At 61.5% G+C, this 22,508-nt stretch carries 23 protein-coding genes; 12 read left to right on the plus strand and 11 right to left on the minus strand.

All coding sequences use genetic code 11. From position 1 onward, the window contains the following. Positions 1 to 96 precede the first annotated feature (96 nt). The gene (locus K7W03_RS17170; protein ID WP_222886893.1) at positions 97 to 738 is read right to left on the minus strand and encodes a hypothetical protein; all 642 of its coding nucleotides are present in this window, start codon (positions 736 to 738) and stop codon (positions 97 to 99) included. Positions 739 to 885: 147 nt separating this feature from the next. On the opposite strand from K7W03_RS17170, the gene K7W03_RS17175 reads away from it, so the two are divergent. From K7W03_RS17175 to K7W03_RS17185, 3 genes are read left to right on the plus strand one after another with little or no spacing between them, the layout of a single operon-like run. Beyond that, positions 886 to 2,499 carry a TadE/TadG family type IV pilus assembly protein gene (locus K7W03_RS17175; protein WP_222886894.1) on the plus strand — a complete coding sequence of 538 codons (1,614 nt, stop codon included), beginning with the start codon at positions 886 to 888 and terminating at the stop codon, positions 2,497 to 2,499. Beyond that, complete coding sequence (locus tag K7W03_RS17180; protein WP_222886895.1) at positions 2,496 to 3,092, plus strand: TadE/TadG family type IV pilus assembly protein; 597 nt, start codon at positions 2,496 to 2,498, stop codon at positions 3,090 to 3,092. The genes K7W03_RS17175 and K7W03_RS17180 overlap by 4 nt, the downstream gene beginning before the upstream one ends. 14 nt (positions 3,093 to 3,106) lie before the next feature. After that, positions 3,107 to 3,739 carry a TadE/TadG family type IV pilus assembly protein gene (locus tag K7W03_RS17185; protein ID WP_222886896.1) on the plus strand — a complete coding sequence of 211 codons (633 nt, stop codon included), beginning with the start codon at positions 3,107 to 3,109 and terminating at the stop codon, positions 3,737 to 3,739. Between the two features lie 20 nt (positions 3,740 to 3,759). Here K7W03_RS17185 and K7W03_RS17190 read toward each other — a convergent pair whose 3' ends face one another. The 4 genes from K7W03_RS17190 to eno form a co-directional block, all read right to left on the minus strand. Next, positions 3,760 to 5,151, minus strand: coding sequence for a pyruvate dehydrogenase complex E1 component subunit beta (locus tag K7W03_RS17190; protein ID WP_222886897.1), 1,392 nt, complete (start codon positions 5,149 to 5,151; stop codon positions 3,760 to 3,762). Further along, positions 5,151 to 6,227: a pyruvate dehydrogenase (acetyl-transferring) E1 component subunit alpha gene (gene pdhA / locus K7W03_RS17195; RefSeq protein ID WP_222886898.1), complete on the minus strand. Its 1,077-nt coding sequence runs from the start codon at positions 6,225 to 6,227 to the stop codon at positions 5,151 to 5,153. The genes K7W03_RS17190 and pdhA overlap by 1 nt, the downstream gene beginning before the upstream one ends. Before the next feature lie 126 nt (positions 6,228 to 6,353). Continuing rightward, positions 6,354 to 6,665, minus strand: a complete 312-nt coding sequence (locus tag K7W03_RS17200) for an FtsB family cell division protein (protein ID WP_025549066.1) — start codon at positions 6,663 to 6,665, stop codon at positions 6,354 to 6,356. Positions 6,666 to 6,742: 77 nt separating this feature from the next. Next, positions 6,743 to 8,017 (minus strand): phosphopyruvate hydratase, encoded by a 1,275-nt coding sequence (gene eno / locus K7W03_RS17205; protein ID WP_222886899.1) that lies wholly within the window; start codon positions 8,015 to 8,017, stop codon positions 6,743 to 6,745. A 223-nt stretch (positions 8,018 to 8,240) separates the two neighbouring features. Between eno and K7W03_RS17210 the strand changes: the two genes are divergently transcribed. The 5 genes from K7W03_RS17210 to K7W03_RS17230 all read left to right on the plus strand — a co-directional run bounded on the left by K7W03_RS17210 (position 8,241) and on the right by K7W03_RS17230 (position 10,501). Then, positions 8,241 to 8,861 (plus strand): hypothetical protein, encoded by a 621-nt coding sequence (locus tag K7W03_RS17210; protein ID WP_044662022.1) that lies wholly within the window; start codon positions 8,241 to 8,243, stop codon positions 8,859 to 8,861. 98 nt (positions 8,862 to 8,959) lie between these two features. Further along, positions 8,960 to 9,274 carry a phage holin family protein gene (locus K7W03_RS17215; RefSeq protein WP_140041744.1) on the plus strand — a complete coding sequence of 105 codons (315 nt, stop codon included), beginning with the start codon at positions 8,960 to 8,962 and terminating at the stop codon, positions 9,272 to 9,274. Further along, a complete protein-coding gene (locus K7W03_RS17220) occupies positions 9,271 to 9,594 on the plus strand; it encodes a hypothetical protein (protein ID WP_140041743.1) in 324 nt (107 codons plus the stop codon). The genes K7W03_RS17215 and K7W03_RS17220 overlap by 4 nt, the downstream gene beginning before the upstream one ends. After that, positions 9,587 to 10,174 carry a DUF883 family protein gene (locus tag K7W03_RS17225; RefSeq protein ID WP_048577007.1) on the plus strand — a complete coding sequence of 196 codons (588 nt, stop codon included), beginning with the start codon at positions 9,587 to 9,589 and terminating at the stop codon, positions 10,172 to 10,174. The genes K7W03_RS17220 and K7W03_RS17225 overlap by 8 nt, the downstream gene beginning before the upstream one ends. 105 nt (positions 10,175 to 10,279) lie before the next feature. After that, the gene (locus K7W03_RS17230) at positions 10,280 to 10,501 is read left to right on the plus strand and encodes a DUF4170 domain-containing protein (protein WP_025549059.1); all 222 of its coding nucleotides are present in this window, start codon (positions 10,280 to 10,282) and stop codon (positions 10,499 to 10,501) included. A gap of 19 nt (positions 10,502 to 10,520) precedes the next feature. Here the strand turns inward: K7W03_RS17230 and K7W03_RS17235 are convergent, their stop codons facing one another. The 6 genes from K7W03_RS17235 to carA all read right to left on the minus strand — a co-directional run bounded on the left by K7W03_RS17235 (position 10,521) and on the right by carA (position 17,351). Beyond that, entirely contained in the window at positions 10,521 to 11,159 is a 639-nt protein-coding gene (locus tag K7W03_RS17235) for a rhomboid family intramembrane serine protease (protein ID WP_037482410.1), read from the minus strand. Positions 11,160 to 11,187: 28 nt separating this feature from the next. Then, entirely contained in the window at positions 11,188 to 11,664 is a 477-nt protein-coding gene (greA, locus tag K7W03_RS17240; protein WP_048577008.1) for a transcription elongation factor GreA, read from the minus strand. 81 nt (positions 11,665 to 11,745) lie between these two features. Continuing rightward, positions 11,746 to 15,081: a carbamoyl-phosphate synthase large subunit gene (gene carB, locus K7W03_RS17245; protein WP_044662019.1), complete on the minus strand. Its 3,336-nt coding sequence runs from the start codon at positions 15,079 to 15,081 to the stop codon at positions 11,746 to 11,748. A 1-nt stretch (position 15,082) separates the two neighbouring features. Beyond that, positions 15,083 to 15,823 (minus strand): hypothetical protein, encoded by a 741-nt coding sequence (locus K7W03_RS17250; protein ID WP_222886900.1) that lies wholly within the window; start codon positions 15,821 to 15,823, stop codon positions 15,083 to 15,085. Further along, the gene (locus tag K7W03_RS17255) at positions 15,823 to 16,191 is read right to left on the minus strand and encodes a ribonuclease E inhibitor RraB (RefSeq protein WP_044662018.1); all 369 of its coding nucleotides are present in this window, start codon (positions 16,189 to 16,191) and stop codon (positions 15,823 to 15,825) included. Before K7W03_RS17255 ends, K7W03_RS17250 begins: the two co-directional genes overlap by 1 nt. Beyond that, the gene (carA, locus tag K7W03_RS17260; protein ID WP_222886901.1) at positions 16,188 to 17,351 is read right to left on the minus strand and encodes a glutamine-hydrolyzing carbamoyl-phosphate synthase small subunit; all 1,164 of its coding nucleotides are present in this window, start codon (positions 17,349 to 17,351) and stop codon (positions 16,188 to 16,190) included. The genes K7W03_RS17255 and carA overlap by 4 nt, the downstream gene beginning before the upstream one ends. Before the next feature lie 153 nt (positions 17,352 to 17,504). Here carA and K7W03_RS17265 point away from each other — a divergent pair, with 153 nt between their 5' ends. The 4 genes from K7W03_RS17265 to rpoD all read left to right on the plus strand — a co-directional run bounded on the left by K7W03_RS17265 (position 17,505) and on the right by rpoD (position 22,375). Continuing rightward, complete coding sequence (locus K7W03_RS17265; RefSeq protein ID WP_222886902.1) at positions 17,505 to 17,957, plus strand: GatB/YqeY domain-containing protein; 453 nt, start codon at positions 17,505 to 17,507, stop codon at positions 17,955 to 17,957. 90 nt (positions 17,958 to 18,047) lie between these two features. Beyond that, positions 18,048 to 18,386, plus strand: coding sequence for a GIY-YIG nuclease family protein (locus K7W03_RS17270; RefSeq protein ID WP_226870255.1), 339 nt, complete (start codon positions 18,048 to 18,050; stop codon positions 18,384 to 18,386). Continuing rightward, positions 18,383 to 20,284, plus strand: a complete 1,902-nt coding sequence (gene dnaG / locus K7W03_RS17275) for a DNA primase (protein WP_222886903.1) — start codon at positions 18,383 to 18,385, stop codon at positions 20,282 to 20,284. The genes K7W03_RS17270 and dnaG overlap by 4 nt, the downstream gene beginning before the upstream one ends. A 45-nt stretch (positions 20,285 to 20,329) precedes the next feature. After that, complete coding sequence (gene rpoD / locus K7W03_RS17280; RefSeq protein WP_025549049.1) at positions 20,330 to 22,375, plus strand: RNA polymerase sigma factor RpoD; 2,046 nt, start codon at positions 20,330 to 20,332, stop codon at positions 22,373 to 22,375. Positions 22,376 to 22,508: the final 133 nt, after the last annotated feature.

Below are 22,508 nucleotides of genomic sequence, written 5' to 3' on the forward strand. Positions count from 1 at the left end.
TCATTGTTCGCCCGCCCCTGCCACCAGAACAGCCCGCCCGCCGCCAGCAGCAATGCGGCCACCGCGCCCCCCAGAACTCGTTCCACACTATCCCCCTTATCGCCCCAACAATGCGATGCGCACCAATCGCCAATATAGCGCTGGGGTCAATCCCGCCGGCGCACAGCGGCCTTCCTCTATGTCGCGGCGCGCAAGCTGATAGGCGATCCGCAACGGGCGCCATTGCTTTGGCCAAGCCGGCCTGCCGCCGGTTATATATCCTCGCGCCAGCTCTATTGCCCTGCCCGCAACTTCCCGGTCCGCGCCATGTCCGGACAAATCCCACAACGCCCAGGCCGCCCCCGCGCGCTCGAGCCAGGATGGAATATCCTCCCGCCCCGCCAGCGCCCGAAACAGGCCACCGCCTCGTCCCTCCGCATAGCCGGAAAGATCGACCTCCCCGATCAGCGCCTCCCAGCCGTCAAGCCATTGCGACAGGCCGCACGGCGGCAGGGCGTCCAGCTTCCGCATCGCATCGATCAACGGCTCGCCGCGCCCCTTGACGCCGCTTTCATCGGTCAGGGCATCGTTCCACCAGGCCAGGCGCATCTGCCCGATGATCGGCTCGCTCGTCGTCGCCACGAGCCGCGAAAATCGGGCATCAAGCGCCCAGATCAACCGATGACGCGGCGCATCAGGGCCGGCATAGGCGCTGAGCAACAACGGCAATGGGGCGAGATCGTCGCTCACAATATCCATCCGCCTATATCGATGGAAATGGATTTGGCCGAAATTATCAGCTTTTTAACCCCAACCGGCATAGTGATCCTGGCAACTGCCCCTGGATGGGCATGGGGCTGCCCTGCCTGAATTGGGGGTGCGGGGCAAGTAAAGGCAGAGCGGATTATGAGCGACCGGATCAAGCGCGCGCTGTTCATTCTGATGCGGCTTTATCACAATCAGGCGGGGAATACCCTGGCGATTGTGGCGGCGGCGATGCTTCCCCTCGCCGGCATGGTCGGCGGCGCACTCGACATCAGTCGTGGTTATCTGGCCAAAACTCGTCTTCAGCAGGCATGTGATGCCGGAGCTCTGGCAGGGCGCAAGGTCATGGGATCGAGCGGTGAAATCAGCGCAGCAGTGACGCTGGAAGTGCAGAAATATGTGAACTTTAACTATCCCGTTGGATATCTCGGTTCCTCGCCGTTCACCGTCACGCCGACGCTCGGCAGTAACGATCAGATTGAACTGACAATCTCGACCACGATACCTACGGTCATTATGAAATTATTCAGCTGGAACACGATGAGTATCTCAGCTTCGTGCAGCGCGCGTAATGATTATACGAATATAGATATCGTCTTAGTTTTGGACGTCACCGGTTCCATGGCCTGCGCGCCTTCCCGTAGCACCAGTTCCTGCAATAGTTACTATAGCAGCAACTCTGGAAAAACAGGAACGACAACAGCCGGAAAATCGTTCAAATTTGTTACAGAGGAACTGGACAGCAAAAAGGTCAATATCTCACGCATTCAAGCCTTGAGAACCTCCCTCACCAATTTGCAGGCCCAGATGGCCACGATAGAAACCCAGTTCAACGTTGCGCCGGAAAACTCCCGTAAGCGGGTTCGCTGGGCCATAATCCCCTTTGCACAATTGGTGAATGCGGGCCTTAGTCAGGATAGTACGGGAGCTACACTTTACTCCCGTAAACCAAATTGGTTCAATACTACCGGCACCTATCAATCCACCAGTAATAGCAGCACCCGTCAGTCTATTTCACATGACAGTAACTGGATCTCAACCACATGGGACGGCTGCATCGAAGAATTGAAAACCAGTAATAGCATCACGCTTACTTCAGGTCATTCGGCACCTAATAATTTGCCATCGGATGCCTTCGATCTGAAATTCGACACAGAACCTTCTTCTACGGACACCCGATGGACAGTGACCGATCCATCAAAAGCAGGAAACCCTGTCTATGCATGTCCCAAGCCGATGCGGGAGTTTTCTAAACTAACGGCAACACAATTCAATGACTATTTCGCCTTCAATACAGGTTTTGCCGCCGAAGGGCGTACTTATCTAGATTCCGGGATGCTTTGGGCTGCAAGACTATTGTCACGTACCGGGTTATGGAAATTAGAGAACGAGGCCACCTATCATAGCTTTCCGGTCACTCGTTACGTCATTTTCATGACTGATGGTGAAATGCAGACCGACGGCAGCGTTTACTCCAGCTATGCACAAGAAAATTACTGGCGGCGCACTACTGCAGCTGGCGCCGATGGTGACAGTAATCATACGGCACGCTGGCTAATGACCTGCAATGCAATCAAAAATATGGACGTCAAGATATTTGCAATTTCCTTCAGTGCTGGCTCAAGTGTGACACAAGATATGAAGGACTGCTCATCTGGCAATGGTTTCTGGTACAGGGCAGATGATGCTTCCGATCTTGATGATGTCTTCCGCGACATTGGAGAAAATATCGGTTCCTTGAGGCTCTCACGATGAGAAGGTTACTTACTCAATACAGATTGTTGTCATCCAACCAGCGTGCAGCATCGGTGCCTGAGTTCGCACTGATCTTGGTGCCGCTCTGCCTGCTTCTCTTCGGCGGGCTGGAAATGGGTTATCAAATATATATTCGATCGGTGACGCTTGGGGCGCTGGAACGGGCTGCACGGCTCACCACGCTCCAGACAGTCGACAGCACCACGATCGAAAACGACATCGAGGCCCAAATTAAGCGCGTCGTGCCAAATGCAACAGTACTCACAACCAAGGGCAGCTTTTACCAATACAGTAACATCAACGCATTGGAACGGCTGACCACGGATAATAACAACAACAATATACTCGACAAAGGCGACTGTTGGGAAGATGTTGACAATGATGGCAACCGCAACGTGGTAACGGCTGGCAAAACGGGCATTGGCGGCGCAGACGACATTGTCCGCTACAACACTGAGCTAACCTACAATCGAATCCTACCACTGTATCGTTTCATTGGAATCGGTAATACGGCAACCATAACGGCTACCACCTTAATACGGCGGCAGCCTTATGAACTGCAAAGTATTCCTGCCCCGAAGTGCAAGTTATGATAAAAATGATCAGAATGCATTTTCTCAAGCCGCTCTGCTCTCTTAAGCGCGATCCATCAGGAGTTGCGGCGGTGGAATTTGCACTCTCTCTGCCTATTTTACTCGGTCTCACCCTGTACAGTATGGAAGCCGCCAATATGGCCTATACGTCGCAGAAATTGGGCGATGTTGCGACGCTGACAGCCGACAGCGTTTCCCGCATTCGCCTATCGATCAGCAATGGCGACGTAACCGACGCTCTGGGCGGCATGAAGATATTGGGTGATAAGATCGATTTGCGCAACCGCGGCCGCATCATAGTATCTAGCGTTCAACCGGTGACCGACAGTTCTGGCAATGTCACCAATCAGAAGGTGCGGTGGCAGCGGTGTACCGGCGCGCTAGTCAAGGATTCGCCTTATGCAGTGAATACGAATCTTGGCGCAACCGGCATTGGCGCGACTGGACGCAAAATCGCTGCCACGAAGGATAGCGAACTCATCTTTGTCGAGATTTATTATACCTACAAGCCGCTTGTTTCATCGAGTTTCTTCGGCACGCCGCAAATGTCCACCGTGGCGGCCATGAGTGTGCGGGAACGATCGGCCAATGACATAATCGCCAGCGGCGCCAACTCCCCCTGCGGAACCGGAACCTACGCCGCCTAATGGCGGCGTAGGTCATAGCTTCACCGATAACAAACCTTCTTCGCCGCAGCGACAACCCGCGCCGCATCGATAAGCGCCGCCTTTTCCAGATTCGCCGCATAGGGCAACGGCACATCCTCGTTAGTCACGCGCAGCACAGGGGCGTCGAGGTCGTCGAAACCCTGTTCCATCACCACCGCCGCGATCTCAGACGCGATCGAGCAGACCGGCCAGCCCTCTTCCACCACCACCAGGCGATTGGTCTTCTTCAGACTCTCCAGCACAGTCGCGGTATCGAGCGGGCGTAGCGTGCGCAGGTCGATGACCTCCGCATCGATGCCTTCACCGGCCAAAGCCTCCGCCGCTTCCAGCGCCACGCCAACGCCGATGGAGTAGCTGACCAGCGTCACATCCTTGCCTTCGCGGACGATGCGCGCCTTGCCGATGGGGAGGACATAATCATCCACCTTGGGCACGTCGAAGCTGCGGCCATAGACCAGTTCGTTCTCAAGGAACACGACCGGATCGTCCGAACGGATCGCCGCCTTGAGCAGGCCCTTGGCGTCGGCCGAGTCATAGGGCGCGATGACGATGAGCCCGGGAACCGACGCATACCAGGGACCGTAATTCTGGCTATGCTGCGCGGCGACGCGGCTGGCCGCGCCATTGGGACCGCGGAACACGATCGGACAGCGCATCTGGCCGCCGGACATGTAATTGGTCTTGGCGGCCGAATTGATGATATGGTCGATCGCCTGCATCGCGAAATTGAAGGTCATGAACTCGACGATCGGCTTCAATCCGCCCATCGCCGCGCCCGCGCCGATGCCGGCAAAGCCATATTCGGTGATCGGCGTATCGATGACGCGCCTGTCGCCGAATTCCTCCAGCAGGCCCTGTGTGACCTTATAGGCGCCCTGATATTCGGCCACCTCTTCACCCATGACGAAGACGCGCTCGTCCCGCCGCATTTCCTCGGCCATGGCGTCGCGCAGCGCTTCGCGAACGGTGGTCTTGATATATTCGGTACCCTCGGGCAGCGCCGGGTCCTTGACGGTCGCCTTCGCCTCGGTCGCAAGCTTCGACGTGCCGCTTTCGGCCTTCCTGGGTGCCGGAGCGGCTTCAGGCGCGGCGGGAGGCGCACTTTCGGCGGCCTTCGGGGCCTGTGCGGTCTCGCCACTCTCGCCTGCCCCATCTGCCGCCATCGTTGCGATGACGGTGCCGACCTTCACGCCTTCAGTCCCCTCGGCCACCATGATCTGGCCGATCTTGCCTTCATCGACGGCTTCGAATTCCATCGTCGCCTTGTCGGTCTCGATCTCGGCCAATATGTCGCCCGAGCGGACCTCGTCCCCTTCCTTTACCAGCCACTTCGCCAACGTGCCTTCCTCCATCGTCGGGGAAAGCGCCGGCATCTTGATTTCGATACCCATTAATATTGCTCCACCAGCACGTCGGTATAAAGGTCGTGCAGTTCCGGTTCGGGAGAGGTTTCAGCGAAATCCGCCGCATCGCTGACGATCTTGCGGATGTCCTGGTCGATCTTCTTGAGTTCGTCCTCGATGACGCCCATGTCGGCCAGATATTTCTTGACGCCTTCGATCGGGTCGGACTTTTCGCGCATCGACTGCACTTCCTCGCGCGACCGGTATTTGGCCGGATCGGACATGGAATGGCCGCGATAGCGATAGGTCTTCATTTCCAGCAGGATCGGACCGTTGCCCGCCTGCACCCATTTCAGCGCCTCTTCCGTCGCGCCGCGCACCGCCAGCACGTCCATGCCGTTCACCTGGATACCGGGAATGCGGAAGCTTTCGCCGCGCCGGTAAAGCTGGTCTTCCGCCGAGGAGCGGTTGACGCTGGTGCCCATGGCATATTGGTTGTTCTCGATCACGAAGATGATCGGCAGCTTCCACAGCTCGGCCATGTTGAAGCTTTCGTAGACCTGGCCCTGATTGGCGGCGCCGTCTCCGAAATAGGCGACGCAGACGCCGCCGTCATTATTATACTTGTGCGCGAAGCCGAGACCGGCGCCAAGCGACACCTGGGCGCCGACGATGCCGTGGCCGCCGTAGAATTTATGCTCGACGCTGAACATGTGCATCGAACCGCCCTTGCCGCGCGAAATGCCCGCTTCGCGGCCGGTCAGTTCAGCCATGATGACGTTGGGATCGATGCCATAGGCCAGCATGTGGCCATGGTCGCGATAGCCGGTGATGACGCTGTCCTTGCCGGGCTGGAGCGCCGACTGGATGCCGACGGCAACCGCTTCCTGCCCGATATAGAGGTGGCAGAAGCCGCCGATCAGGCCCAGGCCGTAAAGCTGGCCGGCCTTTTCCTCGAAACGGCGGATCAGGACCATCTGCCGGTAGAATTCCAGCAGCTCTTCCTTGCTGGCCTTATAATCTTTGGGAGTGTCGGGGCGAGGCCGGTTATGGTCCGCGCCGGCGGCGGGTGCAGCCGCCTTTGCCTTTGCGCGTGAAGGACGCGGCGTCGTTGGTTTCGCCAAGGCTCTTATCCTTTTGCGTGGGTGAGGATGGAAGGAAGGCCGGTATAGCGGCAGTCCGCCCCCAAATGCAACGCGGCATGGGGCACAGGAACGCGGCAAAAGCGATCGGCCAGCCGTCGGGAAAGGTCAGTTCAGCGGGACGATCACTTCATCATGATGGACGACGCCCAGCTCCCGCCGGATCAGTTCATCGGAAAGATCGGGATCGACGCGCCGGGGATCGAGCAGGTCCACCCGGTTCTTCAACTCCTGCCGGCTGGCCTGAACCTGCTTCAGTTCAGACTGGGCATGATGGAGCTGCCGCTTGTAATCGCCCCATGCCAGAACCCCGTTGGAGCCCAGCACCACATAGCCTGCGAAGAAGAGAAGAAGAAGCACCGCAATCGCCGGACCGAAGGCCGAAAAAAGCAACATGCGGAGTTTCGCGATATGCGCCATGGACCAGTTGAATCACAGGGACGGGCCGGCCGCAAGCAAAATTTACTGCGCTTGCGACCGGATGTCGAAAATTTGATTTAGCGGAAAATCGAACGCCCGGCGTAAAGCGCGACGTCGCCCAGTTCTTCTTCGATCCGGATGAGCTGGTTATACTTGGCGAGCCGGTCCGAACGGGCGAGCGAACCGGTCTTGATCTGGCCGCAATTGGTGGCGACGGCCAGATCGGCGATCGTCGCGTCCTCGGTCTCGCCGGAACGGTGCGACATCACGGCGGTGTAGCGCGCCCGATGGGCCATGTCGACGGCCGCCAGCGTTTCGGTGAGCGAACCGATCTGGTTCACCTTGACCAACAGCGAATTGGCGAGGCCCTTGCCGATGCCCATTTCCAGACGCCTGGGATTGGTCACGAAAAGGTCGTCGCCCACCAGCTGGACCTTGCCCCCGATCTTGTCGGTCAGCGCCTTCCAGCCCTCGAAATCATCCTCGCTCATACCGTCCTCGATCGACTTGATCGGATAGTCGGCGCAAAGGGCCGCGAGATAATCGGCCATTTCGACCGGGCTGAGCGACAGGCCTTCGCCCGAAATCTCGTACTTGCCGTTCCTGAAGAATTCGGTCGCCGCGCAGTCCAGCGCCAGCACGACGTCGTCGCCCGCCTTGTATCCCGCCTTCTCCACCGACAGCATGATGAAGTCGAGCGCATCGCGGGTAGAGGCGATATTGGGCGCGAAACCGCCTTCATCGCCAACGGAGGTGGCCAGTCCCTTGTCGTGCAGGCCCTTCTTCAGCGTATGGAAGATTTCCGAACCGATCCGCACGGCGTCGGCAATGCTCTCCGCGCCGACCGGCATGATCATGAATTCCTGGAAGTCGATCGGATTGTCGGCATGTTCGCCGCCGTTGATGATGTTCATCATCGGCACCGGCAGCACATGCGCATTGACGCCGCCGACATAGCGATAGAGGGGCAGGCCGCGCGCATCGGCGGCCGCCTTCGCCACCGCCAGGCTGACGCCCAGGATCGCGTTGGCGCCCAGGTTCGACTTGTTCTCCGTCCCGTCGAGCGCGATCATCGCAGCATCGACCTCTGCCTGATCCTCGGCATCCAGGCCGATGATCTGCTCGGCAATCTGGTCATTGACGGCGGCGACGGCGGCGAGCACGCCCTTGCCCAGATATTTGGCGGCGTCCCCATCCCGCTTTTCCACCGCTTCATAGGCGCCGGTCGAAGCGCCCGAAGGCACGGCGGCGCGGCCGAAGCTGCCATCCTCCAGCATCACGTCGACTTCGACGGTCGGATTGCCGCGGCTGTCCAGAATCTGGCGGGCATGAATATCGAGAATGGCTGTCATGGTCGCTCCTTGGAGTGGCTCTGGGGACTGGCTCTGGTCGCTTTTCGCGCCCCGCTTAGCCACCGCCTCCCCGCTTGGCAATGCAGGGGCTTGCAAGGACTCGAAAAATGCCGATGCTCAAAATAGTAACGGCAACGGAACTGTGGGCGGTGGCGAAGCATTAGAGGCAGAGCCGCCCGCCCGCACAGCGATTCCACCGTATTTCAAAGGGAGACTTAGGACGATGGCCGACACCCCGGAAACCCCGCCCGCCAAGCGCGCCAGAAAGGCCAGCCCCGCCAAGGCGCCCAAGGCCAAGCCGGCCAAGGCCGCCCTGTCCGGCACGCTGGTGAAGGCGGCGCCCGTCAAGACCGCCACCACGCGCAAGGCCGCCGCGCCCAAGACGCCGGGCAACGGCGCCGCCGCCCATGGCTGGACCGCGCAAATCGCGCCGATCAAGGCGCAAGCGGAAAAGGCTGCGAAGGCCGCCGCCGACAAGCTGAACGCCGTCGATTGGAAAGCGCATATCGACCCGCTCAAGGACCAGGCGTCCAAGACCGCAAAGTCCGCCGCGGGCGTCGCCAAGGACAAGACCGGATCGGCCATGCAGAGCCTGGCGAAGCTGATCTCCGACACGGCGGGCACCGTCGATGCGAAGCTTGGCCCGCAATATGGCGACTATGCGCGCCAGGCGGCCGAATCGGTGGCCGGCGCCGCGAAGACGCTGGACAGCAAGGATGTCGACCAGTTGATGACCGAAGCGCGGGATTTCGTGCGCAAGAGCCCGGCCGTGGCCATCGGCGCTGCGGCGGTGGTCGGCTTCGTGCTGATGCGTCTTGCCAAGGGGTCGGACGAAGACGCCTGATCGCGTCCTTGCCCATTGACGGACGACAGGGCCCCGGCGCCGGGGCGGAGGATATTTTGACTCAAGAGCCCCTGCAGACCGAGGCACAGGAAGAGTCCGTGCGGGACGTCTTCACACGCCTGTACAGCGACGGGCGGGCCTATGCGGAAGCGGAAGTCGAACGGCAGAAGCTGCGCGCCGGCATCGTCGGCGCGGGGGTCCGCGATGCGCTGATCTTCGCGACGGCGGGCATCATGCTTGTCTTCGCGGCGATCGTCGCCGGGTTGGTGGGCATCATCTTGGCGTTGTCGCCGCTTGTCGGGCCCGGCTGGGCGACGGGCGCGGTATTCGGCGGCGCGCTGGTCATCGCGCTGCTGCTGCTGCTGGTCGCGAAGGGCCGCATCGACCGGATCAAGAAGGCGGTGAAGCCATGAAGCGCGAAGAAGCCTATCGCGATGCGGTGGCGCAGGCGGATGCGCGCAAGGCCGCGCTCATCTCCAGCGCCCTCGCCGCCAGGGCGCGCCTCACCCCCGCCCGGCTCAAGCAGGACGCGAAGGACAAGGCAACGGAAACGCTGATGGACGGCGCCGCCTATGCGGCTGCCAAGGTCCAGCAACGGCCGGCGGCCACGGCCGCGGCGACGGGCGCGCTCGCGCTCTATTTGCTGCGCCGTCCGCTCGGGGCACTTTTCCGGCAGATATACGTTCGGATAAGCAACCGCACAGAAGAGATTTCGGAGACTGACGATGGCTGACATCCGCACGCAACTCACCCGCGCCCGCGAAGCGGCGAACGACATTGCCGGGACCGCGTCCGGCAAGTTCCGCGATACGGCGGATCGCGCGAGGGAAAGTGCCGGCGACCTGATCCAGACGAGCCGTGAAAAGGCGGGCGATGCCTATGCGGACGCGCGCGACCGGTCGCAACGGATCGCGGCACGCGCCAATGAAATCGTTCAGGAACACCCCATCGCCGCCGTCGCGGGCGCCGTCGCGGCCGGAGCCGTCATCGCATGGATGTTCCCCAAGAGCCGCGCGGCCATGAAGGCCCTGCCCGGCCTTGCCAGCAGTGCGGGCGCCAAGGTGCTGGAAGCGGCGCTCGCCGCCAGGGCCGTGGCGGCGGAAAATGCGGAAAGCCTGCGGTCGAACGCTGGCGAGGCGCTGCACAATGCGGCCGAGGGGACAAGGGAAGCGGCGGCATCGGCCCGCGACAGCGTGGCGTCCGCCGACCTCGGTGCGAAGGCGTCCCGCCTTGCCGACGATGTGGCTGCGCTGGTCGCCGCGAAGGTCGACGCGCTGAGCGAAGCGGTGAAGGCCCGATTGCCAAAAACGTAATCGCGCTGCCGCCAAAAGCATGCTGATCCCGCCGCCTGCCCCCTTGGACGGGTGCGGGCGGCCTGCTACGCTATGGGTTCACCGAGCAGGAGAACATAAGATACCATGAGCAAGCTGCACCTTGTAATGGGCGGTCGCGTCAAAAATCCTCAAACGCTGGAATTCGAAGATCTGAGTTCGATCGAGCTGGTCGGCGTCTATCCCGATTACAGCAGTGCAGAAAATGCCTGGCGCGGCGCTGCTCAGCGGACGGTCGACGATGCGGAGATGCGCTATGTGATCGTGCACCTGCACCGGCTGCTGGAACCCGATCTGCCCAGCGGCTGAAGAGCAGGAAAGCCGGGCGTCAGGAAAGGGGCTGGGGACGCTTGCGGAAACGCCAGCGCAGCAAAGGGCGCGTCAGCACCAGCCCCACCAGAAAGCCGCCGATATGCGCGGCGACAGCAATCTGCCCCAGGTCGCCCAATCCCTGCGCCGTGGCGAAACCGATCATGAGCTGAAGCACGATCCAGCTTGCCGCCAGCCAGAGCAGACGAACCAGATTGGCCGACACCGGTCCAACCCGCCGGACCTTCTGCTGGCTGTAGAGCAGCGCATAGGTCGCGATGACCGCCGATATGGCCCCGCTGGCGCCGACCATGGGATTGGTGGAATGCGGATCGATCGCCCATTGCAGCGCCGTCGCGCCATAGGCTCCGGCAATGTAGAGCAGCAGCGTCGCGCCCTTGTCCAGCACATGCTCCACCTGTCGCCCGCAGAAGACGAACATGAACAGGTTGAAGCCGACATGCAGCCAGTTGGCATGGACCAGCGTGCAACTGATCGGCGTCAGCCACACCGGAACGGCCGCCATGCCGGCCAGCAGGGCGCCATCCTCCACCCGTGCGGGGATGAAGCCGGCCATGATCGCGGCATTATCGACCTGCCCCGTCAGGTAAAGCAGCAGGAAGGCGACGAAGGTGATCGCCGCAATCCCGTTCGTCATGCGACCGGCAGGCAGTTTCACGGATGGATCAGATGAAATCGATCTTGTCGACCAGGTAGAATTTGTCGCCCGATGGCACCGACACCTCGACCTCCTCGCCGATCTGGCGCCCGATCAGCGCGCGGCCCAAGGGGCTGTTATAGCTGATCATGCCAAGCTTGGCGTCGGCCTCGGCCTGACCCACGATCTGGTACTTGACCGGCTTGTCGTCCTCATCGAGCAGGGTGACGGTCGCACCGAACACGACCTTGTCGCCCGAAAGCGTCTTGGGATCGATGATCTGGGCACGCGACAGCTTGTCTTCCAGATCGGCAATGGTGGCTTCAACCTGGCCCTGACGCTCCTTGGCGGCGTGATATTCGGCATTTTCCGACAGATCGCCGTGCGCGCGGGCTTCTTCGATGGCGTCCACGATCAACGGCCGCTCGGCCTTCAACTCGCGGAGCTGCTCGTTGAGCTTGTCATAGCCCATCTGCAGCATCGGCATCTTCTCGACGGTCGCCATTCTTGCAAATCCTTCGTCAAAACTTCCCTTTGGCGGCCCCGACCTTGGGGCCACCCGCAGCGTGCTTCCTTGTGCAGGGGATCAGGCTTGCGACACAGGATAATAGGACTGGAGCGAACGCACTTCAAGGGCATGCCCCCGAAGAGCCTCGATCGCATTCGCCGCCGCGACGCTGGCCGCCGCCGTGGTGAAGCTGGCGACCTTGGCGCGCAGCGCGCTGGTGCGGATCGCCTTGCTGTCCTTGAGCGACTGCCAGCCCTCCGTCGTGTTGAAGATCAGGTCGACGTCCCCGTCGGTGATCCTGTCGACGATATGCGGACGCCCTTCGGCCACCTTGTTGACCGGCTGGACGGCGATGCCCTGCTCCTCCAGATAGCGGGCCGTGCCGCCCGTGGCGATGATGGCGAAGCCCAGCGCCGCCATCTTCTGCACGGCGGGCAGGATCACCGGCTTGTCGCTGTCCTTGACCGACACGAACACCGTGCCGCCCTTGGGCAGGATGGTCCCCGCGCCCAGCTGCGCCTTGGCGAAGGCCGTGGCGAAATCGCTGTCGATGCCCATGACTTCGCCGGTGCTCTTCATTTCCGGCGAGAGCACCGGATCGACGCCGGGGAAGCGGGCGAAGGGGAAGACGGCTTCCTTGACCGCGATATGGTCGATGGCGTTCCGGTCGATCTTCGGCAGGTCCTTGAGCTTCTCGCCCGCCATGACGCGGCTGGCGATCTTGGCGATCGGCGTGCCGATGGCCTTGGCGACGAAGGGCACGGTCCGGCTGGCGCGGGGATTGACCTCGATCAGATAGACGACGCCATCCTTGACCGCGAACTGGATGTTCATCAGGCCGCGGACCGACAGCGCGCGGGCGAGGACATCGGCCTGACGCTCGATCTCCGCAATGATGTCGTCCGACAGGCTATAGGGCGGCAGCGAGCAGGCGGAGTCGCCGGAATGGACGCCCGCCTCCTCGATATGCTGGAGCACGCCGGCGACCACCACATCGTCGCCGTCGCAGAGCGCGTCCACATCCACCTCGACCGCGTCGCGCAGATACTGGTCGATCAGCACCGGGGAGTCGCCCGACACCTGAACGGCGGTGGCGATATATTCCTCCAGCTGGGCCTGACCGTCGACAATTTCCATGGCGCGGCCGCCAAGGACATAGGAGGGGCGCATCAGCACCGGATAGCCGATGCGGTTGGCGACGGCGATCGCCTCCTCGCGGCTGCGCGCGATGCCGTTGGCGGGCTGCTTCAGTTTCAGCCTGTCGATCAGCGCGGCGAACCGCTCGCGGTCCTCCGCCAGGTCGATGGCGTCGGGCGACGTGCCCAGGATCGGCACGCCCGCATTTTCCAGCGCCTGCGCCAGCTTGAGCGGCGTCTGCCCGCCGAACTGGACGATCACGCCGGCCAGCGTTCCGTTCGACATCTCGACGCTCAGGATTTCCAGCACGTCCTCCGCCGTCAGCGGCTCGAAATAGAGACGGTCCGACGTGTCATAGTCGGTCGACACCGTTTCCGGGTTGCAGTTGACCATGATCGTCTCATAACCCGCCTCCGCCAGCGCGAAGCAGGCATGGACGCAGCAATAGTCGAACTCGATGCCCTGCCCGATGCGGTTGGGACCGCCGCCCAGGATCACGACCTTCTTCCTGTCGCTGGGCTGCGCCTCATTCTCCGCATCGCCGAAGATCGGCGCTTCGTAGGTCGAGTACATATAGGGCGTCTTCGCCTCGAACTCGGCGGCGCAGGTGTCGATGCGCTTGAACACGGGGCGCACGCCCAGCCTGTGGCGCAGCGCGCGGACCTCATCCTCGGTGACGCCGCCGGTCATGGCCTTGACCGCTTCGTGGATCAGGCCGGAACCGCGCGCGATGCCCCGCTCCATGCCGCGCAGATTGGCCGATTTGAGCGCAAGATAGGCAAGGCGCTTGTCGGAAAAGCCCATCGACTTCAGCCGGCGCATGCCGTCCGCATCCTGCGGCAGGCCGTTGTTCAGAATTTCCGCTTCGGCGTCGATGATCTCCTTGATCCGCTCCAGGAACCAGGGGTCGAACTTCGCGATATTGTGGATTTCAGCGACGGTGAGGCCCTCGCGCAGGGCCTGCGCGGCGACCAGCAGGCGGTCGGGCGTCGGCTGGGCGAGCGCGGCGATGATGTCGTCCTTGGGCGCGCCGACGAGATGGTCGACCTCATTGAAGCCGCAAAGCCCGGTTTCCAGGCCCCGCAGCGCCTTCTGCATCGATTCATGGATGTTGCGGCCGATCGCCATCACCTCGCCCACCGACTTCATCGCGGTGCCGAGCAGCGGTTCGCTGCCCTTGAACTTCTCGAAGGCGAAGCGCGGGATCTTGGTCACGACATAGTCGATGGTCGGCTCGAACGACGCCGGGGTGGCGCCGGTGATGTCGTTCTCGATCTCATCCAGCGTGTAGCCGACGGCGAGCTTCGCCGCGACCTTCGCGATGGGGAAGCCCGTCGCCTTCGAAGCCAGCGCGGACGAGCGGGAAACGCGCGGGTTCATTTCGATGACGATCAGGCGGCCATCCTTCGGATTGACTGCGAACTGTACGTTCGAACCGCCTGTTTCCACGCCGATTTCACGCAGCACCGCGATGCTCGCGTTGCGCATGATCTGATATTCCTTGTCGGTCAGCGTCAGCGCGGGCGCGACGGTGATGGAATCCCCGGTATGGACCCCCATCGGATCGACATTCTCGATCGAGCAGATGATGATGGCATTGTCGTTCCGGTCCCGGACGACCTCCATCTCATATTCCTTCCAGCCGAGCAGCGATTCCTCGATCAGCACCTCGGTGGTGGGCGACGCGTCGAGGCCTGCAGCCACGATCTGCTTGAACTCGTCCTTGTTGTAGGCGACGCCGCCGCCAGTGCCGCCAAGCGTGAAACTGGGGCGGATAATGGAAGGAAGCCCCGTGAATTCAAGAGCTTCCAGTGCCTCTTCCATAGTATGTGCGATGCGCGAGCGGGCGGATTCCAGCCCGATCTTGTCCATCGCGTCGCGGAATTTCAGGCGGTCCTCCGCCTTGTCGATGGCGGCCGCATCCGCGCCGATCATCTTGACGCCGAACTTCTCCAGCGTGCCGTCGTTGAAGAGAGCGAGCGCCGTGTTGAGCGCCGTCTGCCCGCCCATGGTCGGCAACACCGCGTCGGGCCGTTCCTTCTCGATGATCTTCGCCACGATTTCGGGCGTGATCGGCTCGACATAGGTCGCGTCGGCGAATTCCGGATCGGTCATGATGGTGGCCGGGTTGGAATTCACCAGGATGATGCGATAGCCCTCTTCCTTGAGCGCCTTCACCGCCTGCGTGCCCGAATAGTCGAACTCGCAAGCCTGGCCGATGATGATCGGACCAGCGCCGATGATGAGGATGGAGGAGATGTCGGTTCTTTTAGGCATGTCAAAATCCGAAAAATGAGCGAACGGCTTGTATCGCCGTAAGGATAGCTTGTTTCGCAGGCTCTTCCGCGACCGAGTCATAAGCGCTTAATAGCGGCTCCAGAAGAAGAGCCGACACTGCCCCCGCCAAGACTTTTCTATTCTTTATAAATTCCAAACCAGCGGAAATGTGGGTCCGAATCCAGCCTCGCTCTTCTTCATCTATCGAGTTAGAAGATCTAATAGCTTCAGAAGCGCTTTCTGTTCTCTGAACTAAATCCTCATATTCTGGGGAATTATGGGCCACGGTAACAAGTCGATCCGAAGCTGGGATATTAGGCACTTCGGACACAACTTCATCTTCAACCGATTCATGAACAGAGGGTCCATTATAATGCGCATTAAACGCATCTCGTAAAAAGCGGGGACCAATTATTGAAGAACGCTTGGCAACACCACTGTTGGCTAAATAATATTTTTTCCAGCCAACATATTTTTCATAAGAAAGCCGATAGTAATCACCCGCAACAGGATCACTGTTTTTTTCTATGGCTCCATATTCATACAAATCTTCGAATAGTTTCTTTGCCAAATTAGGGATTTTAGGCTCAGGATCAACGCCATAAGCGCGCAGAGCCTTCACGAAGAGACTTGATAAAACCTGTTCGACCTCAGGCTTAAATTGGTATGATTGAGCAAGCTGATCTTGCCGAATTGACATCTTCGCAAGCGCAACGAAAATATACTCGTCAATTGCGTTCATCAATGCACGCCCCCTGTCCGGGCTTCGCAACCCCAGCCATCATATTCGACGCCGCAGAGGATTTCGATCTGGAGGCACTTTTTAGTCAGGGCGCGGATCGACTGTTCATCGACGGGCTGCTCGCATTCGAGGAAGAGGAACAGGTCGCCATCCTCATCCTCTTCGCGGTCCAGTTCCACGAAGCCGAATTGGCTCGCAATGGTCAGGACGCGTTCGAAATCCTTCTCGCCGCCCTTGAAGCTGACGTCCACGGGCCGCGCGATGCGCGCTACGTCGCCATTCCGCGCGAGATTGGCGAGGACGGCCTTGTCCGCCTCCCACTCTGCTGCGAGGCGGGCTTCGTCAACCGGGGGCAGGTTGAGGCTCACTTAAGCTCCTCAACGAACCGCTGGAACAGATAGAAGCTGTCCTGCGGGCCGGGCGAGGCTTCGGGGTGGTACTGGACCGAAAAGGCCTTCTTATCCGTCAGTTCGATGCCGCAATTGCTGCCGTCGAAGAGCGACACATGGGTCGGCTTCACATTGGCGGGCAGCGTATCGGCGTCGACCGCAAAGCCGTGGTTCATCGAGGTGATCTCGACCAGACCGTCGGACAGGCGCTTGACCGGATGGTTGGCGCCGCGATGGCCCTGATGCATCTTGACGGTCTTCGCGCCCGCCGCCAGCGCCAGCATCTGGTGGCCAAGGCAGATGCCGAAGACCGGCTTGTCGGCGTCCAGCAGCTTCCGGATCACCGGCACGGCATATTCGCCGGTCGCGGCGGGGTCACCTGGGCCGTTGGAAAGGAACACGCCGTCGGGATTATGCCCCATCACCTGCTCATAGCTGGCGGTGGCGGGCAGCACGGTGACGCGGGCGCCGGCCTTCACCAGATTGCGGAAGATATTGTTCTTCGCGCCATAATCGATCGCGACGACATGGGGCCGCTCTTCACCCGCTTCATCGAGGCCGTAGCCGAAGCCCAGCTTCCACACGCCGTCCTTCCAGAGGCGGCTTTCCTTGGCGGAGACTTCGATGGCAAGGTCCATGCCCTCCAGGCCCGGCCAGGCCGCAGCCCTGGCGGCCAGCGCCTCGATGTCGAACCGCCCCTCCGGATCGTGCGCGATCACGACATTGGGCGCGCCCTTGACCCGGATCAGCCTGGTCAGCGCGCGGGTGTCGACGCCGGCCAAGCCGATGCGGCCATTTTCCTTCATCCACTGATCGAAGGGCTCGACATTGCGGAAGTTGCTGGGTTCCGTCACGTCCTGCCGCACGACGCAGCCCAGCGCGTGGGGCAGCTCCGCCTCCACATCGTCCAGGTTCGTGCCGACATTGCCGATATGCGGGAAGGTGAAGGTGACGATCTGCCCCGCATAGCTGGGGTCGGTCATCACTTCCTGATAGCCGGTCATGGCCGTGTTGAAGCAGAGTTCGCCCACCGCATCGCCGACAGCGCCGAAGCCGCGACCGAAGACGGCGGAGCCATCGGCGAAAACCAACACCCCTGTCGCTCCTTTGGGCACAATGAGGGTTTTGGCGTCAGCCATGGTCATATCGTCCTTTATGCTTTTGCGGGAACCCGTCTGAAGCGGGTTAAACGGCCGGTCACCTATGCGCGAGAGGCCGCGGGGTCAACTCCTGTTAAAAATCTCTTTTGGCGTTATATCTGGACCTTTCCGGAAGAGACAGGATTCATTCGCATGATTCGCGACGAGATCAAAAGCGCCCAAATCGCCGCCATGAAGGCGGGAGAGAAGGATCGGCTGGCCGCCGTGCGCCTGATCCTGGCGAAGCTGAAGGATCGCGACATAGAACTGCGCACCGCATCCAGCGTGCCGGATGACGACACGGTCGTGGTCGAGGTGCTCCAGAAGATGGCGAAGCAGCGCCGCGAATCCATCGACATGTTCAGGAGCGGCGGCCGCAACGAACTGGCCGCGAAGGAACAGGCCGAACTGGACGTGATCGACAGCTTCCTGCCGCAACAGCTCAGCGAGGACGAGACGAAGGCCGCCATAGAGGCGATCAAGGCGGAAGTGGGCGCGGCGAGCGTCAAGGACATGGGCAAGGTCATGGCCGTGCTGAAGGAACGGCACGGATCGGTGATCGACATGAGCAAGGCCAGCGGGCTGGTGAAGGCGGCGCTTTCCTGAGGCAACATCTTCGCAATCTTCCTGCATCCGGCGCGCCCTCGACATTGATGGACGTTCCGGCATAATCGCATGATGGCGTTCTGGACCTATATGCTGCGATGCTCGGATGGGCGCTATCATACGGGTCGCACCGATGACCTCCACCATAGGATTGGACGGCATCGGGCGGGACAGGGCAGCCAATTCTCACGCGGGCGCTTGCCGCTCATGCTGGTCTGGAGCGAAGCCTTTTCTTCCCGAATTGAAGCCTTGGAAGCGGAACGGATCGTCGGCGGCTGGTCGCATGCCAAAAAGGAGGCAATGATCGCGGGCAATTGGTCCTTGGTTTCCCTGCTCGCCCGGCCGCCGCGTGAGCGTTTCTCGACTTCGCTCGAAACGAACGGAGTTCTGGCCGATGCGTTCAGGCGTGCGGATTTGAGCTGGGCATGAGCCTATCCCCGGCCTTCCTCGACGAATTGCGCGCGCGCACCTCTCTTTCCACCCTGATCGGGCGGACGGTGAAGGTGCAGAAGGCAGGCCGCGAATATAAGGCCTGCTGCCCCTTCCATAATGAGAAGACGCCCAGCTTCACGATAAACGACGAAAAGGGCTTCTATCACTGCTTCGGCTGCGGCGCGCATGGCGACGCAATCCGGTGGATGACCGATCATCGCGGCCTTCCCTTCATGGAAGCGGTGAAGGAACTGGCGCAGGCGGCGGGCATGGACGTTCCCGCCCCCGATCCACGCGCGGCGAAACGGGCGGAACAGGCCAGGGGCCTGCATGACGTCATGGCCGCCGCGCAGGGCTTTTTCGAGGAGCAGCTTGGCGGAATTGAGGGCGCGGAGGCGAGAGCCTATCTCCAGCAGCGCGGCATCGCCGCGGGAACGGCCAGGACCTTCGGCTTCGGCTTCTCGCCTGACGGGCGGGGGCGGCTCAAGACAGCGCTCAAGGAATTTGGCGAACCGCTGCTGATCGAGGCGGGATTGCTCATCGACCCGGATGGCGCCGAACCGGATCGCGGAAATGCCAGAAAGCGCGACAGCTATGATCGCTTCCGGGGCCGGCTGATGTTGCCGATCCGGGACATCAGAGGCCGGGTGATCGCTTTTGGCGGGCGCATATTGGGCGCGGGCGAACCCAAATATCTGAACTCCCCCGACACGCCGCTCTTCGACAAGGGGCGGACGCTCTACAATATCGACCGGGCCTCCCCCGCCAGCCGGCAGACGGGCCGGATCATCGTCGTGGAGGGCTATATGGACGTGATCGCCCTCGCCCAGGCCGGCTTTGAAGAATCGGTGGCGCCCCTGGGCACGGCGCTTACGGAACATCAGATCGAGCGCCTGTGGAAGATGGCCGATGTGCCGATCCTCTGTTTCGACGGCGATTCGGCGGGGCAGAAGGCCGCGATCCGGGCAGCGACCCGGGCCCTGCCCCTGCTCCGGCCGGGCATGAGCCTGGCCTTTGCGACTCTGCCGGCCGGGCAGGACCCGGACGACCTCATCCGCGCGGAGGGGCCTGCGGCGATGGAAGCGGTGCTGGGCGCCGCCGAACCGCTGGTCGAGCGCCTTTGGAAATATGAACAGGCTGCCGCGCCGCTGGATACGCCGGAGCAGCGCGCCGCGCTCAAGCAGCGCCTGTCCGCGATCACCGACGCCATCGCCCATCCCGACGTGCGGGCGCATTATGTCCACGCCTTTCGAGAACGCTATGACGCGCTGTTCTTCGCGCGGGCGGCCTTCCAGCCCCGTCATCAGCGCGGCGGGGGCAGCGCCCGCTCCGGCTGGCAGCGCGACCGGCGCGGCAATTGGAAGCCCCCCCTGCCCCCCGCAGGAAGCGAGGCAAGGGCGATCGGCGCAAGCGGCATGGAGCAGCGGCTTTTGCGCGCCGTCCTCGCCAGCCTGCTTCGGCATCCCGATCAGATTGCGCTGCATCGCGAGATGCTTATCGGGCTTCGCATCGCCGACACCGTGCTGGCGGAACTGCTGAACGCGATGATCGCGGCCTCGTTCAGCAAAGAAACAGTTGAAACCGGTGGCCTCCTTACCATATTGGGGCAAGGTGAAGTGTATAATATGGCGAAGGGAATGCTTCGGGCCGACACGTTCACATTCACCCCCCATGGAAGCAAGGCCGACTCGGATCGCGTGCGGCGCGATCTGGACGAGGCCATTCGGGTGATGGCGCAGGGACCGGAGCTGGAGGCGGCGTTGGCTGAAGCCACCCGGCGGGCGAGAGACGACCTCAACGAGGACAGCTTTGCCGAACAGCAAAGGGTCCGCAAGTTGAAGCTGGATCATGATCGCCGCCTGGCGGAACTGGCGCAGTCCGAAGATATTATATGATATGGATCGTCCCTTTCACGGGGGCGGCGGAATTAAGGCGAATAAATGGCGAGCAAGGCGAACAGCAAGGGTGCGGGCGAGGATACGGATACCGGCGATGCACCGCTGCTGGATCTGAACGAGGCGTCGGTCAAGAAGCTGATCGCCCGCGCGAAGAAGCGCGGCTACATCACCTATGACGAGCTGAACGACGCGCTGCCGCAGGACCAGATGTCCTCCGAGCAGATCGAGGACATCATGTCCGCGCTCAACGAAATGGGCGTGAACATCGTCGAGAATGAGGAAGCCAGCGAGGACGGCGAGGATCAGCGCGACGACGGCGACGACGACAGCGCGGACGACAGCGCCGACGACGACGGCTCGCCGCGTCCCGTTACCGAGAAGAAGAAGGAAACGGTCGACCGCACCGACGACCCCGTGCGCATGTACCTGCGCGAGATGGGGGCCGTGGAACTGCTCAGCCGCGAGGGCGAGATCGCCATCGCCAAGCGGATCGAGGCGGGCCGCGACACGATGATCCTGGGGCTGTGCGAAAGCCCGACCACCTTCAACGCGATCATCGAATGGTCGACCGCGCTCAACAATGGCGAGATGCAGTTGCGCGAGATCCTGGATCTCGACGCGATGCTGTCCAAGGATCCCGCTCCGGAAAATCTGGAGGAAGGCGCCGAGGACGACGATGGCGAGATCAGCGAGAAGACCGCCGGACCCAGCTTCAAGGAAGAGGAGGAACCGGAGGAGGAATCAGCCGATTCCGACGAGGATGAGGACGGCCTGACGGAGCGGCGCGCCCGCCGGATGGAGGAGGAGGAAGAGGAGGACAACACCCTCTCCCTCGCCCAGATGGAAGAGACGCTGAAGCCGATGGCGCTGGAGAAATTCGCGACCATCACGGAGATTTTCCGCACCTTCTCCAAGGCGCAGGAATCGCGCATGGCCGCCATGGCCAATGGCGAGACGCTGAGCCAGAAGGCGGAGGACGACTATCAGGAACTGCGCGAGCAGCTCACCGCCGAGGTCGAAAGCGTCCAGTTCCACCAGCAGAAGATCGAATATCTGGTCGACCAGCTTTATGCCTATAACCGGCGCCTGACCGCGCTGGGCGGGCAGATGCTGCGCCTGGCCGAACGGCACAAGGTGAGCCGCAAGGATTTCCTCGACCGCTATGTCAATCATGAGCTGGACGATGGCTGGCTCGACAAGGTGTCCGGTCTGGACAAGAAATGGGCTGCTTTCGCCGCAGCCGAGGGACGCGCGGTCGAGCGCATCCGCCTTGAGGTGAGCGAGATCGCGCAGGCGACCGGCATGTCGCTGTCCGAATTCCGCCGCATCGTCAACATGGTGCAGAAGGGCGAGCGCGAGGCGCGCATCGCGAAGAAGGAAATGGTCGAGGCGAACCTGCGCCTCGTCATCTCCATCGCTAAAAAATATACGAACCGCGGCCTGCAATTCCTTGATCTTATTCAGGAAGGCAATATCGGCCTGATGAAGGCGGTCGACAAGTTCGAATATCGGCGCGGCTACAAGTTCAGCACCTACGCGACCTGGTGGATCAGGCAGGCGATCACTCGCTCCATCGCGGATCAGGCGCGGACCATCCGCATCCCGGTCCACATGATCGAGACGATCAACAAGCTGGTCCGCACCAGCCGCCAGTTCCTGCACGAACAGGGCCGCGAACCGACTCCGGAGGAGATGGCCGAGCGGCTGTCCATGCCGCTGGAGAAGGTGCGCAAGGTGATGAAGATCGCCAAGGAACCGATCTCCCTCGAAACGCCGATCGGCGACGAGGAGGATTCGCATCTGGGCGATTTCATCGAGGACAAGAATGCGATCATCCCGGTGGACGCCGCGATCCAGGCGAACCTCAAGGAAACCGTCACCCGCGTGCTTGCCTCGCTGACCCCGCGCGAGGAGCGCGTGCTGCGCATGCGCTTCGGCATCGGCATGAACACCGACCATACGCTGGAGGAGGTCGGCCAGCAGTTCAGCGTGACCCGCGAACGAATCCGCCAGATCGAGGCGAAGGCGCTGCGCAAGCTCAAGCACCCCAGCCGCAGCCGCAAGATGCGCAGCTTCCTCGACCAATAGAGGCGCCTCGGCAGACCGAGGCGGCAACGCGGCGGAATGATCCAAAAGGGCGGCTTCGGGCCGCCCTTTTTTACTGGCGTAAACTCCTCTTTTACCTCGACTCTCTAGGGTCGCCTGCACGAGGCCGCGCCAG

Origin of the sequence: Sphingobium sp. PNB, from assembly GCF_019873065.1 — a bacterium.
Lineage (GTDB): Bacteria > Pseudomonadota > Alphaproteobacteria > Sphingomonadales > Sphingomonadaceae > Sphingobium > Sphingobium fuliginis.

Excerpts from the sequence above, each read along its gene's own strand:
- K7W03_RS17185 (WP_222886896.1), top strand. The coding sequence starts at position 3,107 with ATGCATTTTCTCAAGCCGCTCTGCTCTCTTAAGCGCGATCCATCAGGA.
- K7W03_RS17225 (WP_048577007.1), top strand. The coding sequence starts at position 9,587 with ATGGCTGACATCCGCACGCAACTCACCCGCGCCCGCGAAGCGGCGAAC.
- K7W03_RS17250 (WP_222886900.1), bottom strand. The coding sequence starts at position 15,823 with ATGAACGCAATTGACGAGTATATTTTCGTTGCGCTTGCGAAGATGTCA.
- eno (WP_222886899.1), bottom strand. The coding sequence starts at position 8,017 with ATGACAGCCATTCTCGATATTCATGCCCGCCAGATTCTGGACAGCCGC.
- K7W03_RS17190 (WP_222886897.1), bottom strand. The coding sequence starts at position 5,151 with ATGGGTATCGAAATCAAGATGCCGGCGCTTTCCCCGACGATGGAGGAA.
- K7W03_RS17265 (WP_222886902.1), top strand. The coding sequence starts at position 17,505 with ATGATTCGCGACGAGATCAAAAGCGCCCAAATCGCCGCCATGAAGGCG.
- rpoD (WP_025549049.1), top strand. The coding sequence starts at position 20,330 with ATGGCGAGCAAGGCGAACAGCAAGGGTGCGGGCGAGGATACGGATACC.
- K7W03_RS17200 (WP_025549066.1), bottom strand. The coding sequence starts at position 6,665 with ATGGCGCATATCGCGAAACTCCGCATGTTGCTTTTTTCGGCCTTCGGT.
- K7W03_RS17220 (WP_140041743.1), top strand. The coding sequence starts at position 9,271 with ATGAAGCGCGAAGAAGCCTATCGCGATGCGGTGGCGCAGGCGGATGCG.
- K7W03_RS17270 (WP_226870255.1), top strand. The coding sequence starts at position 18,048 with ATGCTGCGATGCTCGGATGGGCGCTATCATACGGGTCGCACCGATGAC.
- K7W03_RS17210 (WP_044662022.1), top strand. The coding sequence starts at position 8,241 with ATGGCCGACACCCCGGAAACCCCGCCCGCCAAGCGCGCCAGAAAGGCC.
- dnaG (WP_222886903.1), top strand. The coding sequence starts at position 18,383 with ATGAGCCTATCCCCGGCCTTCCTCGACGAATTGCGCGCGCGCACCTCT.
- K7W03_RS17235 (WP_037482410.1), bottom strand. The coding sequence starts at position 11,159 with ATGACGAACGGGATTGCGGCGATCACCTTCGTCGCCTTCCTGCTGCTT.
- K7W03_RS17170 (WP_222886893.1), bottom strand. The coding sequence starts at position 738 with ATGGATATTGTGAGCGACGATCTCGCCCCATTGCCGTTGTTGCTCAGC.
- greA (WP_048577008.1), bottom strand. The coding sequence starts at position 11,664 with ATGGCGACCGTCGAGAAGATGCCGATGCTGCAGATGGGCTATGACAAG.
- K7W03_RS17180 (WP_222886895.1), top strand. The coding sequence starts at position 2,496 with ATGAGAAGGTTACTTACTCAATACAGATTGTTGTCATCCAACCAGCGT.
- carB (WP_044662019.1), bottom strand. The coding sequence starts at position 15,081 with ATGCCTAAAAGAACCGACATCTCCTCCATCCTCATCATCGGCGCTGGT.
- K7W03_RS17175 (WP_222886894.1), top strand. The coding sequence starts at position 886 with ATGAGCGACCGGATCAAGCGCGCGCTGTTCATTCTGATGCGGCTTTAT.
- carA (WP_222886901.1), bottom strand. The coding sequence starts at position 17,351 with ATGGCTGACGCCAAAACCCTCATTGTGCCCAAAGGAGCGACAGGGGTG.
- K7W03_RS17230 (WP_025549059.1), top strand. The coding sequence starts at position 10,280 with ATGAGCAAGCTGCACCTTGTAATGGGCGGTCGCGTCAAAAATCCTCAA.